The 15354-nt window shown below is 72.7% G+C and carries 11 protein-coding genes; 8 read left to right on the plus strand and 3 right to left on the minus strand.

The genetic code is table 11. The annotated features are described in order from the left end of the window. The first annotated feature begins 30 nt into the window (after nucleotides 1-30). From ACZ6O2_RS12670 to ACZ6O2_RS12695, 6 genes are all read left to right on the plus strand, one after another. A complete protein-coding gene (locus tag ACZ6O2_RS12670) occupies nucleotides 31-831 on the plus strand; it encodes a zf-HC2 domain-containing protein (RefSeq protein ID WP_466022918.1) in 801 nt (266 codons plus the stop codon). A gap of 95 nt (nucleotides 832-926) precedes the next feature. Continuing rightward, nucleotides 927-1529: a copper chaperone PCu(A)C gene (locus tag ACZ6O2_RS12675; RefSeq protein WP_466022919.1), complete on the plus strand. Its 603-nt coding sequence runs from the start codon at nucleotides 927-929 to the stop codon at nucleotides 1527-1529. 23 nt (nucleotides 1530-1552) lie between these two features. Continuing rightward, the gene (locus ACZ6O2_RS12680) at nucleotides 1553-2755 is read left to right on the plus strand and encodes a Dyp-type peroxidase (RefSeq protein WP_466022920.1); all 1203 of its coding nucleotides are present in this window, start codon (nucleotides 1553-1555) and stop codon (nucleotides 2753-2755) included. 27 nt (nucleotides 2756-2782) lie between these two features. Further along, on the plus strand, nucleotides 2783-3379 hold the full coding sequence (locus ACZ6O2_RS12685; RefSeq protein WP_466022921.1) for a copper resistance CopC family protein: 597 nt from the start codon (nucleotides 2783-2785) through the stop codon (nucleotides 3377-3379). Nucleotides 3380-3602: 223 nt separating this feature from the next. Continuing rightward, entirely contained in the window at nucleotides 3603-5588 is a 1986-nt protein-coding gene (locus ACZ6O2_RS12690; protein WP_466022970.1) for a bifunctional copper resistance protein CopD/cytochrome c oxidase assembly protein, read from the plus strand. Between the two features lie 635 nt (nucleotides 5589-6223). Then, the gene (locus ACZ6O2_RS12695) at nucleotides 6224-6718 is read left to right on the plus strand and encodes a winged helix-turn-helix domain-containing protein (protein WP_350706099.1); all 495 of its coding nucleotides are present in this window, start codon (nucleotides 6224-6226) and stop codon (nucleotides 6716-6718) included. Nucleotides 6719-6897: 179 nt separating this feature from the next. Here ACZ6O2_RS12695 and ACZ6O2_RS12700 read toward each other — a convergent pair whose 3' ends face one another. Further along, nucleotides 6898-11265: a S8 family serine peptidase gene (locus ACZ6O2_RS12700; protein WP_466022922.1), complete on the minus strand. Its 4368-nt coding sequence runs from the start codon at nucleotides 11263-11265 to the stop codon at nucleotides 6898-6900. Between the two features lie 328 nt (nucleotides 11266-11593). Here ACZ6O2_RS12700 and ACZ6O2_RS12705 point away from each other — a divergent pair, with 328 nt between their 5' ends. Beyond that, complete coding sequence (locus ACZ6O2_RS12705) at nucleotides 11594-12157, plus strand: winged helix-turn-helix domain-containing protein (RefSeq protein ID WP_466022923.1); 564 nt, start codon at nucleotides 11594-11596, stop codon at nucleotides 12155-12157. A 92-nt stretch (nucleotides 12158-12249) separates the two neighbouring features. Here ACZ6O2_RS12705 and ACZ6O2_RS12710 read toward each other — a convergent pair whose 3' ends face one another. Both ACZ6O2_RS12710 and ACZ6O2_RS12715 read right to left on the minus strand, forming a co-directional pair. Next, entirely contained in the window at nucleotides 12250-13179 is a 930-nt protein-coding gene (locus ACZ6O2_RS12710; RefSeq protein ID WP_350706093.1) for a diacylglycerol/lipid kinase family protein, read from the minus strand. 122 nt (nucleotides 13180-13301) lie between these two features. Continuing rightward, complete coding sequence (locus tag ACZ6O2_RS12715; RefSeq protein ID WP_466022924.1) at nucleotides 13302-14045, minus strand: YqjF family protein; 744 nt, start codon at nucleotides 14043-14045, stop codon at nucleotides 13302-13304. 363 nt (nucleotides 14046-14408) lie between these two features. Between ACZ6O2_RS12715 and bla the strand changes: the two genes are divergently transcribed. Further along, nucleotides 14409-15314 carry a class A beta-lactamase gene (gene bla / locus ACZ6O2_RS12720; protein ID WP_466022971.1) on the plus strand — a complete coding sequence of 302 codons (906 nt, stop codon included), beginning with the start codon at nucleotides 14409-14411 and terminating at the stop codon, nucleotides 15312-15314. Nucleotides 15315-15354: the final 40 nt, after the last annotated feature.

The raw sequence follows: 15354 nt of genomic DNA on the forward strand, positions 1-15354 counted from the left end.
CGGCGGCGGCATCGGAGCGACTACCTGTGCATGGGGTGTGAGCAGTGGCGTGAGGTGCTGTCGGCGCAGCTGGACGGGGAGGAGTCCCCTGCCGAGCGGACGGCGGCCGAGGCGCACCTGGCCGGGTGCGGCGGCTGCCGGACGTGGTTCGACCAGGCCGCGGCGGTGACCCGGCGGGCGCGGCTGTCGGTCATGGTCGCCGGTGACGACTTCACGGACGTCGTCCTCGACACGCTGCCCGAGGTGCCACCGCGCCGGCGGCGGGGGCGGGCCGTGCCCAGTTTGCGGGGGCGGGCCGTGCTCAGCCAGCGGGGGCGGGCCGTGGTCAGCCTGCGGGCGGTGCTGGGGCTGATCGGGGCGCTGCAGCTGGTTTTGGGCCTGGCGCAGATCGGGCGGGGCGTCGCCGGCCCACACGTGCATCTGGCAGCCGACGGGCTGGCGGCGGGGCATCTGTGGCACGAGTCGGCGGCCTGGAACGTCGCGGTCGGTGCCGGGTTCCTCTTCGTCGCGGCCCGGCGCACTCCCCCGACGGGGCTGGTGCCGATGTTGAGCGCGTTCGTCGGCACGCTGGTGCTGCTTTCGGTCAACGACCTGGCGACGGGGCGGGTGGACACCACCCGGCTGGTCAGCCACGGTTTCCTGCTCGTGGGTTACGCGCTCGTCGTCGTGCTGTCCCGCCCTGGTCTGCGCCCCGACGGTCCGGTGCGGCGCAACCGCACCGACGAGCCTCGTTGGCACCTGCCCGTCGAGGAGCAGCCCGAATCGCCGGGGCTACGGCTGCTGCCGCCCCACCCCGGTTCCGCGCGTATCCCCGACCGGCGGGCCGCCTGATCAATTTCGGACACAGATCGGTTTTGGGCCGGAACTTTCCCGGCCACCCGACCGACCAACCGGACGTCGCGTCACCGATCGAAGGGACCTGCCCGATGCCCCGCACCATGCTCGCCGGCTCGCGTCGCCGCCCGGCCGCACTCCTCGCCTGCGTCGCCCTCCTGCTCGGCGGGACGGTCGGCTGCGGCTCGTCCGACGGCTCGTCGGCCGCCGCGCCCAGCCCGTCACCGTCGGCCACGGCGAGCGCGGCGGGTGTGCTCGGCGTCCGCGACCCGTGGGTCAAGGCAGCCGACACGGGAATGACCGCGGCGTTCGGCAGCCTGGTCAACGACGGCGACACCGACGTCACGATCACCGGCGCCGCCACCGACGTGTCGCCGATGGAACTGCACGAGATGGCCATGCGGGACGGCCAGATGGTCATGCGGGCCAAGCAGGGCGGCATCGTGGTCAAGGCCGGGACCACGCACGCGCTGGAGCCCGGTGGCGACCACCTGATGCTGATGGACCTCAAACGGCCGGTGCGGGCCGGCGACCAGGTGAGCTTCACGCTGACCTTCGCCGACGGCCGGACCCAGACGTTCACCGCCGTGGCCAAGCCGTTCACCGGTGCGCAGGAGAGCTATGCCCCCGGCCACGGCGAACCCGCGCCGGGCACGAGCGGCAAGCCCGCGACGACCGCCGGCCCGGCGTCGTGACCGGAGTGCCCACCGCCCGCCCGGTGAGCAGGCGCGGCCTGCTCACCGGCGGCGCCCTGGCCGCCGGGGGCACCCTGGCCGGCGCCGCCGCCGTCGCCGCCACCCGTTCCGACCCGGCGAAACGGCCCGTCGAGGCGCTGCCCGTGGCCGAGGTCGGTGCGGCGGTCGAGCCGTTCCACGGGCCCCGGCAGGCCGGGGTAGCCACCGAGCCGCAGGCACACGCGTCGTTCGTGGCGTTCACCCTGAGGCCCGGCACCGACCGGGCAGCGCTGGGCCGGATGCTGCGGCTGCTCACCGACGACGCGGCCCGCCTCACCCAGGGGCGGCCCGCGCTGGCCGACACCGAGCCGGAACTCGGGCTGCTCCCCGCCCGGCTGACCGTCACCTTCGGCTTCGGCCCCGGCCTCTACGCCGCCGCCGGCCTGGCGGACCGGCGGCCGGCGTCGGTGGCCGCCCTGCCCTCGTTCCGCGTCGACCGGCTCCAGCCCCGCTGGTCGGGCGGGGACCTGCTGCTGCAGATCTGCGCCGACGACCCGGTCACCGTCGCCCACGCCCAACGGGTCCTGGTCAAGGACAGCCGGCCGTTCGCCGCCGTCCGATGGGTGCAGCAGGGCTTCCGACGCGGCGCCGGCGTCGAACCCGGCGGGCGTACCCAGCGCAACCTCTTCGGCCAACTCGACGGCACCGCCAACCCCGGGCCGGGTGGGCCGCTGGAGACCGCGGTGTGGGTGCCCGACGGGCCGGCGTGGCTACGCGACAGCAGCACCCTGGTCGTCCGCCGGATCAGCATGAACCTGGAGACCTGGGACCTGCTCGGCCGCGCCGACCGGGAACTCGCCGTCGGCCGCCGCCTCGACACCGGCGCCCCGTTGACCGGCGCCGCCGAACACGACGTGCCCGACTTCGCCGCCACCGGCCCCGACGGGCTCGCCGTCATCCCCGACTTCTCCCACCTGACCCGCGCCCACGTCGGCGAGGACCGGCTGAAGATCCTCCGTCGCCCCTACAACTACGACGGGGTACCCGCCGCCGACGGCACCGCCGACAGCGGATTGATCTTCGCCTCCTACCAGGCCGACATCGCCCGCCAGTTCCTCCCCATCCAACGGCGCCTCGCCGAACGGGACCTGCTCAACGAGTGGACCACCCCGATCGGCTCCGCCGTCTTCGCCGTCCCGCCCGGCTGCCCCGACGGCGGCTGGATCGGCCAACAACTGCTCGGCTGACCACCACCCCACCAGGAGAAGCACCAGATGCTCACCCGATTCCGCCGCCCGACCGCAGCCGGTCTCGTCACCGCCGCGCTGGCCGCCGCCGCGCTGCTGCTCGTGCCGGCCGCCCCCGCCGCCGCGCACAACACGCTGCAGTCCGCCAGCCCCGCCAAGGAGGCCCGGCTGACCACGGCGCCGACCCAGGTCAGGCTGACGTTCATGCAGAAGCTCGATCCGGCCTTCACCACCATCGCGCTGACCGACGCCGCCCAGGCGAAGGTCGCCACCGGCGAGCCCGTCGTCAGCGGAACGACGGGGACGGTGACGATCGACCGACCGCTGGCCAACGGCACCTACACCGTCGCCTACCGGGTCGTCTCCGCCGACGGGCACCCCGTGCAGGGCTCGTACCGGTTCACCGTCGCGGACCCCTCCGCGACCGCCAGCCCGCAGGCGACCGCAGCGAGCAGCGCCCCGCCGGCCGCCGGCCCGTCCACCCCGTCGGCCGGCCCCGCCGCCTCCGCGAGCGACTCCGGCGAGGGGCCGGGCACCGCGACGCTGGTGGTGGCCGCCGGGGTCCTGGCCGCCGTCATCGGCGGCGCCGCCATGGTGTGGCGTCGTCGCCGCGCCGGCGCCTGACGCACGCCCAGCCGACCGGAAGGTCGACGCCCATCGGCGGCCCCACCGGGCGACCACCGCCCTCACCACCAGCAAGGGAACCGACGTGTCAGACACCATCTCCCACCCGGCCCACCCGGCCCCCGTCCCGGACGCCGGGCGCGCGGCGGCGGCTGCCGGCCCCACCCCGGGGGCGACCGCCTGCGGGGTACGGCCGGCGGCCAGCGGTCGCGGCGGGTGGCTCGTGCCGGTGGCGGCCGTGGCGTCGGCGGTGGCCGTACTCCTGCTCGGCCTGCGTGCCGGCGGTGCGCTCACCGCCGCGATCCCCGGTCTTCCCGATCCCGGGCCGGTCACGGCGTGGGCGCTGCCCGTGGTCCGGCTGCTCGCCGACGGCCTCGCCACCCTGACGGTGGGGATGGTGGTGACGGCCGCGTTCCTGCTGCCCGGCGACGGTCCGAGCGTGTCCCCGCACGGCTGGCTGCTGCTGCGCCGCGCCGGCGCGGCGGCCGCGGGCTGGGCCGTGGCCGCGTGCACACTGATCGTGCTGACGGTCTCGGACCTGCTCGGCGTCCCCGTGGACGGGCTCAGCCTCGCCACCGTGGTCAGCTTCGCCTCCTCGATCTCCCAGGGCCAGGCGTTGCTGCTGCAGGCGGGGCTCGCCCTGACGGCGGCGGTGCTGGCCCGGGCGGGGGTGTCGCGCGGGCTCGCCGCCGCGGTGGCGCTGGTCGCCCTGGTCGCGGTGCTGCCGCCGGCGTTCACCGGGCACGCCGCCGGGGCGGGCAACCACCAGGTCGCGGTGACCAGCCTCGCCCTGCACGTGCTGGCCGCCGCGCTGTGGGTCGGCGGGCTGGCGGCGCTGCTGATGATCCGTCGCAGCCGGCAGCTCGCCGACACCGCCGGCCGGTACAGCCGCCTCGCCCTGGGCTGCTTCGCGGCCGTCGCGGTGAGCGGGGCGGCCAACGCCGCCGTGCGCCTCGGCTCCGTGGCGGAGCTGTGGCAGTCCCGCTACGGCTGGTTGGTCCTCGGCAAGCTCGCCGCGCTGGCGATCCTGGGTGTGCTCGGCGCCCTGCACCGGTCACGGACCCTGCCGGCCCTGCGCGCGGGCCGCCCGGGCGCGTTCGGTCGGCTGGCCGCCGGCGAACTGGTCGTGTTCGCTGCCACCGTCGGGCTGTCGGTGGCGTTGTCCCGCAGCCCCGCACCGGTGTCCGGGGACCCGCTCGACGCCGATCCGATCACCGAACTGCTCGGCTTTCCGATGCCCGCCGCGCCGACCCCGGCACTCCTGGTGGGCCAGCCGCTGCCGGACATGTTCTTCCTGACCCTCACCGTCGCCGGGGTCGGCGGCTACCTGGCCGGCGTGTGGCGGCTGCACCGGGCCGGGCACCGCTGGCCGGTCACCCGCACCGTGAGCTGGTTGGCCGGCATGCTGCTGCTGGCCGCGATCACCGACCTGGGCGTGGCCCGCTACGCGTACGTGCTGTTCAGCGCCCACATGGTGCAGCACATGGTGCTGTCGATGCTGGTGCCGATCCTGCTCGTCGGCGGCGCCCCGGTCACCCTCGCCCTCCGCGCCCTGCGCCGGCCCACGGACCCGCAGGTCCGCGGCGCCCGGGAGTGGCTGCTGATGGCGCTGCACAGCCGGCCGGCGAAGCTGCTCACCCATCCCGTGGTCGCGTTGGGCATCTACGCCGGCAGCCTCTTCGGCCTGTACTTCAGCGACCTGCTGGGCATGCTGATGCGGTCCCACGTCGGCCACCTGGCCATGCTCATCCACTACGTGGCCGCCGGGTACCTGCTGTTCTGGGTGCTCATCGGGATCGACCCCGGCCGGCCGAGGCTCGCCCCTCCCCTGCTGGTGATCCTCCACCTGGCCGCGATGATGGCCCACGGCTTCTTCGGCCTCGTCCTGATGCAGAGCACCACCCTCATCGCCCCGGACTGGTACTCCGCCGTCCACCCCGCGTGGGCGTCCTCCCTGCTCGACGACCAGAAGCTGGGCGCGGGGATCGCCTGGGCCTTCGGGGAGATACCGGCCGCGTTCGTCATGATCGTGCTGGTGCGTCAGTGGATCCGCGCCGACCGGCGCGAGCAGGGCCGCCTCGACCGGGCGGCCGACCGGGCCGAGGCCACCGGCGAGGAGGACGACCTCGCCCGGTACAACGCCTTCCTCGCCGCCGCCCGGCACGCCGACGCCGGCCCGCAGGACGGCCGCGACCCCGCGCGGCCATAGCCGGGCACGGCCGGGAGGCGCAGCGGCTGACCCCGGCGGCACCGCCACCCCGCCTGGCGGGGCGGCCCGGAGGCCCGTTCGAGCCCTGGCACGGCCGTCCTGCCCGCCCACGCATGCCAGGGCGGGGCAGTGTCATTGCGATACCGGAATTGTCCGTCAAGCAATTCAGGACACCGCCAATCTGTGGGCGACGCGGCACGGGCCTGCGCCGAAATACCGTCGGCCCGTGACCGTAATTGGCACACGTGTGTTTCAGCAGGGTGTCGGCTGAGGCGGACAACGACCACGCCGCATACGGGAGGTCGGCTGCCGCGACGCCCGAGCCGTCCGCGCGCGTCCCGCAACGACCGGTGGGCTCGCCACGGCAGCCCGTACGCAGGTGTCGCGGGCACCCTCACCCGGCCGCCGGCCGGAGCGCCCATGTCCGAAAGATCGGTCAACGCACCACGAAAGGTCTCGCTGCTTCCGTTCGCGCCGTGAAATCACCCATTTATTGATGCCAAACCGTAACCACCTTTGACCGAAGCGGGATGACACCCTGCCAGGGCCACTAACTGATTGATTGGCGTCGTATAGTAACTGTCCCGGAACGGGTGGGGAGCCGGAAGGGGTGGGGCATGAGGGGGATCCCGGCCGTGTCCTTGGTCATCGGAATCGCTTCCTCGCCGGCCGAACGCCGGCAGCTCGCGCGACTGCTCGGTGGGACGGAGGCGTTTCTGATCGTCTCGAGCGTCGACCAGGCACGGGAGTTCCTCGACGTGGTGGAGACCCCGCCGTCAGGGGCAGGGTTCCCAGCCGTCCGGACCGTGGTCACCGCGACCACCGGCGGCACCACTGCGCCACCACCCGACCTCAGCGTCGATTCCGACCGACGGGTGCTGCGCTGGCGGGACCGCGAGATCGAGCTGACCCGCCTGGAGCACGATCTCCTGCTGTGCCTGGTGGGCGCGCCCGGGCAGGTCTGGACGTACGAGCGGCTGCACCTCGAGGTCTGGGGCAACGAGCACCTCGGCCGCGGCTCCGACATGCATTCGGTCGTGCGGAGGGTGCGACGCAAGCTGGCCGGGCTGAACGCCTCGGCGACGATCCACGCCGTCCGCGGGGTCGGCTTCCGCCTCGCCCCGGCCTGACCACGATCCGCCGCCGCCGAGCGAGCCCAAGGCGCTGCCGGGCGGCGCCACACATCGGTCGCAGGCCTCGGACACGCGCTCCTGGGTCTTCGGACGCGCTCCGCTCGCCGCCCTCGAAACTGATCCGGCCCGCCTGGTCGATGACCAGGCGGGCCGGACTGTCAGCTAGCGGTCAGCTGTCAACAACGGGTGGGGGACAGTGCGAAGTCCTCCACCGTCGGGGTGACGGCGTTGATCGTCGTCTGACGGGTCTGGGGCTTCCAGCCGTCCTTGGCGACGATCAACGTCAGCGGGTTGTTCCGACGGTCCATCCAGTAGGCGTACTTGCCCTGGGCGTCGGTGGCGAAGGTCCACGACTGCGCCCACGAGTCGACCTGGACGACGGCGCCGGCAAGCGGCGAGCTGGCACCCTGGCAGCTCGTCCCGGTGACCGTACCCATCAGCTTGCCCCAGGTCTTCGGCTGCTGCGCGTTCATGGTCACCGCCACCGGGTCGACCGTGTACGGGGTGTTCTCCTTGATGGCGACCGAACCCGAGTAGGTGCCCGGCTGGTCGACGTTCGCCGTCATCCCGACGGTGACCGTGACCTGCTCGCCCGGCGCCAGCGTGACCGCCGTCTTGTCGATCGTCATCCAGCTGACGTCGGCGCCGCCCTCGGCGCACTCCTCGAAGCCGGGCAGCGCCTCGCTGTCGGGCGTGGCGTTGAAGCTGCCGGAGGAGCCGCCAACCTTGTAGAAGCCGCACGCCGCGGCACCGCGGTACCGCGGCGTGTTGGCGTTCGGCAGGGTGGACCACGAGTCGGTGGCCGGGTCGTAGGCGAAGCCGGCGTTCGTGATCGCCCCGCCCTGCACACCGCCGACGACCAGGAGCTTGCCGCTGGCGACAGCGAACGAGCTGGCCCAGCTGTCGACCGGCGCGTCGGCGATCGCGGTCCAGGTGTTGGCCCCCGGATCGAAGGCGTAGCTGGACTTCAGCACGGCGGAGCCGTCGTTTCCACCGGTGCAGTAGACGACGCCGTCGATCCCGCCGCAGGAGGCGAAGGCCACCGACTTCGGGTAGTCGGGCAGCGTCTCCCAGCTGTCGCTGCCCGGGTCGTACCGGACCACGTCGTTCGACATCGGGGTGCAGGCCGAGCTGGTGCAGCCACCGACGGCGTACAGCTTGCCGCCGACGACCGCCTGCCCGGCTGCGGAGCGTGGCGCGGGGTTGTCGGCCTTCTCCGTCCAGGTGTTGGCCGCCGGGTCGTACGACCAGGTGGTGCCGTCCGGGCCGGACGCCGCCCAACCGCCGGTCGCGATGATCTTCCCGTCCACGACGCCCACGGTCATGGCGTTACGGGCGCCGGGAAGGTCGGCGATCGGCGTCCAGGTCTGCGCGATCGGGTCGTAGACGAAGTTCTTCGTCGTGGACGCCGACCCGTTGGTGCCGGCAATCGAGTACACCTTGCCGTCCAGGTTCACCACCCGGTTGTCCATCACGTTCGCCGGGTAGTCGGCGATGTCGGTCCAGGGCGCGGCCTGCGGGCCGACCGCGGCGGACGCCGCCGTCGCCGACTTGCCGGTCGCCGCCGCGGCGAACGACGTCGGGGTGGTGAGCCGCTGCTCCGGCGCGCCGGTGGAGCCGAGCACCTGCTGCTTGCTCACCCGGGAGCCGTCGGCGCGCAGGAGGGTGAACCCGCCGTCACGCTCGCTGAACTCCACGTCGACCGGGGCCCCGCCGGTGTTGGTCACCGTGAACGGCTTGCTGACCTTGCCGGTGGGCATTCGGATCGTTCCGCTCACCGCAGCCGGCTCGACCGACAGGCGGCCGGCCGCCAGCTGGAAGTCCGCCGCAGTCGCCGCGTCCGCCTGGACGTCGACCTGCTTGCTCTGGCTGACGTAGTTGCCGGCCTTCGCGGTGAACTTGTGGTTGCCCGTCAGCGAGGAGAACAGCCAGTAGAAGCCGTCGGCCAGCCCGGCGTCGTCCGGGGTCGCCACGGTGGTGGCCTTCTCCGCCGGCCGGTCGTCGCTGGTGACGGTGGCACCGTTGACGTAGCCGTCGGTGTTCTTGTCACGGACGTGGCCGAGCACTAGGCCACCGTTGGTCGGCTGGCAGACGACCTGGCTGCCGATCAGGACGTTGTCGACCTCCCACCACCACTCGTACGAGGCGTCGTAGTAGTGGAACCGGACCCGGGTCTGCGCCTGGCCGGCGGCCTGCGGGATCGGGATCTCGGTCACCCGCGGCCCACGGACGTCCGCCGCCTGCCGGAGCACGTTCGTCCACGTGGTGCCACCGTCGATGCTGAGGTCGACGTCGGCGCGGTCGCTGCCCAGCCAGTTGTAGTCCTGGTTGAACCGGATCACCGGGGCCGCGACGTCGGTCAGATTGACGACCGGGCTGACGAGGGACGTGTCCTGCCGCCCACCGGAGCCGTACTCGTCGCTGTCGACGATCGCGAAGTTGCCGGTGCCGCCGGTCAGGTTGCGACGGCCGCCCTCGTCGGTGAACTTCCAGACCTGACCGGTGTTCGCGTGGTCCACCACGGACCAGCCAGCCGGCACGCCGGTGCCGTCGAACGTCTCGTACACGCCGTCGGAGCCGAACCGGTAGCCGGGCGCCGTGGTGCAGGTGTTGGTGTTCACCGGAACCGCGATGTTGGCGGTGACGTTGCCGCCGCCGACCACGACCTCCTTGGTGACGGTCTGGTAGCCCGGGTACTGCGCCTCGACCTTCAGCCGGTAGGTGGCCGAGGCCGGAAGCTGGATGCTGTAGTGGCCGTTGACGGGCGTGGTGTAGTCGGATACACCCGACGGACCCTCGACGGTCACCTTGGCGTAGAGCGGCCAGCCGTGCCCGGAGCCGTCGGTGACCGAGCCGCTGACGGTGACGCTGGGAACCGCCGTCAACGCGACGTTGATCGTCGTGGTCGCGTCCTTGTTGACCGTCGCCGGCGTCGTCTTGCCCTCGTAGCCGAACGCCGTCACGGCGACCTGGTAGTCACCGGCCGGGAGCAGCGACGAGTACGTCCCGTTGGCAGCGGTGGTCAGCTCGCGGTCCGCCGCGCCCGTCAGGGTCACCGTGGCGCCCGCGATCGGGGCGCCGGTGGTCGCGTCCGTGACCGTGCCGGCCAGGGTGCCGGTGTCGCCGATCGGGGCCGCGTTGAGCAGCGCGAGCGCGTCCAGCCGGCCCTCGCCGTACACGTTGTTGTCGTCGGTGGTGCCACCGCACTGGGTGTCGGCCTTGTCGACCGCCGCGTTGTCCAGCAGCGCGCGGGTCGGGTTGACCTCGCCGACCAACGCCGGTGCCGCGGACCACAACAGCGCGATCGCGCCCGCGAGGTGCGGGGCGGCCATCGAGGTGCCGTTGAAGCTGGCGTAGCTGCTGCCCGGAACGCTCGATCGGACGTTCACGCCGGGCGCCGCGATGTTGGGCTTGATCTCGCCGTTCTGGCCGACGCCACGCGACGAGAAACCGGCGATGTTGTTGTTGATGTCGTAGGCGCCGGCCGAGTAGTTGCTGACCAGGCTGCCCGGGGAGCCGCTGGTCTGGCACGCCGACCCGTTGTTGCCGTTGGACCAGACACCGAAGATGCCCGACGCGGTCCAGGCCAGCGTCACGTCCTCCATGAACGGTTCGTTGGAGGGGCTCGTGGTCCCCCACGAGTTGTTGATGATGTTCGGCCGCTTGCTGACGTCCGGGTTCTGGCCGTTGAGGTCGGTCGGCTCGAGCATCCACTGGCCGGAGTTGACCAGCGCGGCGTCGCTGGGGCAGCAGCCGTTCGCGGCGATCCACTTGACCTCGGGTGCCACGCCGATCTGGTTCGCGCCCGCGGAGCCGGCCATCGTGCCCATGGTGTGGGTCCCGTGGCCGTTGCTGTCGCAGGGCGCCGCGGCGCAGGTCCCGGCGGCGTTGTACCAGTTGTAGTTGTGGTTGAACGTGCCGTCGCCGTTGTTGCCGCGGTAGGAGTTCACCAGCGCCGGGTGGTCGAACTGGACCCCCGTGTCGATGTTCGCCACCGTGATGCCGGCGCCCTTGACGCCGTACTGGGACCAGACGTCGTCGGCGTTGATGTTGGCGATGCCCCACTCGAGGGCGTTGACGGTCTTCTCGTCGGTGCCCTTGGTGACCTCGGGCACCTGGTAGGCGACCGGGGCGTACAGGCCCTCGACCTCCGCGTGGGAGGCGATGCTCTGCGCCATCGCCAGCGAGCCGCCGCTGACCTTGATCGCGTTGGTCGCCCAGAAGGTCTCGTACTTCGCGCCCGCGCCGTCGAGCTCGGCACGGATCTTGGTCTGGCTCTCGGCGGCGGTCTTTTTCAACGCCGCCACGACCGCGGCGCCGCGCTTGTCCCAGTCCTTGATCGCTGCGGCCTGGTTCAGGTCCGCCCTGTCCTTGAAGCGGATCCAGAAATCCCCTTCGGTCTTGCCCTGGAGCTGCTTGCTGAGCTCCGGCCGGATCTTGCCGTCTGCGGAGGCTGCTCCTGTCCCGGTCAGCGCGGCCTGTGCGCCTGAACCGAATGCGGCCAGGCCTGTCGCGGCGAGGACCAAGGCCGCGCCGGCACTCACCAGGGATCTGGCTGTGCGTCTCGTGGATGGACGTCTGAACATAGGTGGCGCCTCCTCCAGAACGACCCAGAGTGGAACGAGCCACGGTGGAGGGTGCAGGGCACGCGTCTCCCCGAGTGGACGAAGCGGAACGCACCCCTCCATGGCCCCCAGGCAACCGCGCGGGTCACGCCGGCTGCCCGTCTGGACACTATGATCGACATGAAAGGACGATCAAGAACTTGCCGTAAGCAATCTGTCACTAACAGTTGGGCCAACCGCCGGGAAGCTTGCCAATTTTTGTCACGATCATGACGAAGCTGGGCAGAAACTTGCCCATCGTTTCGGGGTGGGTGCTGTGGGGGCACACGACGAAAGCACGGTGCCGGACGGGCGCGATCCGGCCGAGGAACAATTTCCGCTGGTGATCGCGGTGACACCGTCGCCGGCCGAGCGGATCCGACTCGCGGAGCGCCTCGAGGGCGTCGCGCCGCTGCTGCTGGTCTCCGATCTCGACGAGCTGCGCAGGCTGATCGCGGCCCCGCAGCGGCTCCCCCCGACGTCGTCCGGGCCGCCCCCTGCCGCCACGCCCGAGGCCGCCGACGGCACACTGCTGATCGACTCGGCCCGGTCCACCGCTCGCTGCCGGGATCGCGAGGTCGGCCTGACGCGACTTGAGCACGACCTGCTGATCAGCCTGACCACCGAGCCGATCCGGGTGTGGAGCTACGCCGAGTTGCACCGGACGGTCTGGCGTGACGAGGGTCTGCAGCGTAGGGCCGACGTACAGTCGCTGGTCAAGCGGCTGCGACGCAAGCTCGCCGGGCTCGGCACCGGCGTGACCATCGACGCGGTACGCGGCGTCGGGTTCCGGCTGACCGACCACCAGCAGCCGCGGGTCAGCGGTTCCTGATGCCTGCCTGACTTGGGCAGCCCGCATCGTGGTCCATCACCTGCCGCCCGGCGCGAGGTGAGGTAAGGCCGGGAAGGGCCACCGGCCCCGCCCTAGCGGTCCGGACTGTCGGCGGCGGCCATGACGCGCAGCGCGTTGGGGTCCAGGCCGATCCGGATCGGGGTCTCGCCGTACGGCTCCCCGTCCACCTCCACGGGCGCCGGCCGGTCGGTCTCCAGCCAGAGTTCGCGTACGGCGAGGAACGGCTCGTCGACGAGGGTACGGCGATGGCCGGTGGCCGCGTTGCGCGCCGTGTCCCGCAGCAGTCCGCGGCGGGTCGGGCCACCCACCGGGTACGCGACCAACAGCCGGTCGTCGGCGTCCGCGTCCGCGGTGATGGGCCGCCCCGCGTGGAAGCCGCCGTTCGCGACGTACAGCTGGTGGGTGAGGAACTCGTGCCGCCGTCCCTCGGCGCGTACGGCGGCGCGCAACGGCCGGTGCCGGGTCAGCAGCGCCAGGGCGGTCATCGGGTACGCGATCCGGCCGATGACCCGCTTGAGCCGGGGCGGCGTCCTGAGCATCACGTCGGCGGAGAGGCCGATGCCGATGTGGTTGGTGAACCGCATGCTGCCCACGAGTCCGAGGTCGACGTCGATCACCTTGCCGTCGGTGAGGACCGCGACCGCCGCGTCGAGGTCGAGCGGGATGCCCACCGTACGCGCGAAGTTGTTGGTGGTGCCCAGCGGCAGCAGGCCGAGCGCGATGTCGCGGTGGGCGAGCAGCCGCGCGGCGGTGCCGATCGTGCCGTCGCCACCGCCAGCGACCAGGAGGTCCGGCCCGAGGTCGGCGGCGGCGGCGAGGCTCTGCTCGAGTTCGGCGGGCCGGTCGACCGGGTACGTGCCGAGCAGGGTGAAGCCGGCCGCGACCAGCCGCGACCGGGTCTCCTCGTAGAGCTGGCGGCCCCGCCGGGAGTGGGCGTTGACGACGAGCGCCGCCCGCCGCTCCCGCCGGATGGCCTCGCTCAGCTCCTGCTTCGTCCGCATAGGGCCCGACCCTAGCGCCGGACGGACGGCGCACGACGCACGCCCGCCGGGTGTTCGGGTCGGCGGTGCCGTTGGCCACCCGGTTGATGGTGTGCGCCACCCACGGAGATTCGGGCCAGTGATCAGCGAGACGGGCGCAGGGTGACCGGTGGGCCGAACCGGACCGGCACGCCGGGGGAATACAGAGCGCTGGCCGGCGGTCCGGTCGGCGCCGGCAGCCCGGCGGCGGTGACCAGTTCGTCGTCCAGGTGCAGCAGCTCGGCACGGTGCAGCGGCCAGCGGGGATGCCAGTTCGGCAGGTGCCGCGTGCGACCGTACGCCCGGGTGTGCAACCCCCATCGGGCGGTGACGAAGTGCTCCAGCGGGGTCGGCTCGGCGATCGCCCCGGCCACCCGGACCACCATCCGGCTCGCCGCGCCGCGCGGGCCGGGCCAGCGACGCCGGCACCGGTAGGTGCGGCGGTCGCCGTCCCGGTCCAGCCGCATCGCCGACCACATGTACGGCAGCCGCAGGGTCGCCCGGGCAGCCAGCACCATGAGCAGCCGGGACGCGTCGAGCGAGCGGAACACCACCGCCCGCCGGCCGGTGCCGTCGACCGAGTAGAGCCGGACGTTGGTCTCCCAGAAGCTGCCGAGGTACGGCACCCCCGGCCCGCAGCCGAGGCCCAGCCCCACCATGCGGAAGCCGATCAGGCCGACATAGCTGAGCCCGTCGAGGGTGTCCGGACGCGTCCCGGCGGGCAGCAGCGGCGCGACGAGTTCCGGAGCCACGGCCCAGTGCAGGAAGGTGAGGTCCTCCCAGCGCTGCCGCAGGATCGCACGCGGGAACGCCTGCTCGGGCGCGCACTCGACCGGCTCGATGTCCACGTGCCCATCCTGCCCGGTGTCACCGGGTGACGCTCCCCTGCCGGGCGTAACGCCTCCGCTCCCGGCCGTCGCTGGGGCCCGGCACCACGTCGCGGCGGCGGCGTTGCAACCGCTGCCGGGAGACCGCGCGTGTACCCCACTGTGGAAGATCTTGCGAAGCTGTCCGGGCCGCCGGCGTGGGCGGGTGGCCGCCGGTGCCGCCGTGGATGTCAGCGTGGTCCGGGCCATCCGATGTGCGGGTCGTGCCAGGCCGGCCGCGGGGAGTCCGAGGGTCGGCTCGGGTCCGCGCGTCCCGCTAACGGAGTGTCGATGATCCGTGCCGTGCCATCGCGACCGACCGTCACCCGCCGCGCCCTGCTGGGCATGGTGGCGCTCTCGCCACTGGCCGGATGCGCGGACGGAGAGCCGCCCGCTGCCTCCTCCCCTGCCGCGCCCTCCGGGCCCTCGTCCGCCACGCCCGCCGCCCCCACCGCCGCGGCGGAGGTCCGTCACGAACGCCTGGTCGAGCTGGAACGGAAGTTCGACGTACGCCTGGGGGTGTATGCCCTGGCCACCGGCACCGGCGTCACCGTCGCCCACCGGGCGGACGAACGGTTCGCGTTCTGCTCGACGTTCAAGGGACTGGCGGCAGCAGCGGTGTTGGCGCACAACCCGCTGTCGCATCTCGACACGGTCGTCAGGTACACCGAAAACGACCTCATGAAGAGCGCCGTCATCACCAGGAAGCATGTCGCCACCGGGATGACGATCCGGCAACTCTGTGACGCCGCCGTCCGCTACAGCGACGGCACGGCCGGCAATCTCCTGCTCCGCGACCTCGGCGGGCCGGCTCGACTGACGGCGTACGCGCGTGGCCTCGGCGACACGGTCACGCGGATGGACCGGTTCGAGCCCAAGATCGTGTCGGCCGTCCCGGGAGACCCGCGCGACACCACGTCTCCCCGGGCGATCGGCACCGACTACCAGCGGATCGTCCTGGGTGACGCGCTGCCGGCCGACAAGCGCGCCTTTCTCCGGGACCTGCTGGAACGCAACGCCACCGGCGCCGGCGCCCGACGCGTCCGGGCTGGCGTACCGAAGGGTTGGACCGTGGCCGACAAGACCGGGACCGGCGACTACGGCACGGTCAACGACATCGCCGTCGTGTGGCCCCCGGGCGCCGCGCCTCTGGTCGTTTCGATCATGTCCAGCAAGGCCACCCGGGACGCCGGGTACGACCAGGCCGTCATCGCCGAGGCGGCCGCGTACGCGGTGGCCACCCTCACCTGAGCGGTGCGTCGCCGCCGGCTGACGCCGATCGTGACCACCA

Source organism: Micromonospora sp. NPDC048040 (assembly GCF_055587185.1).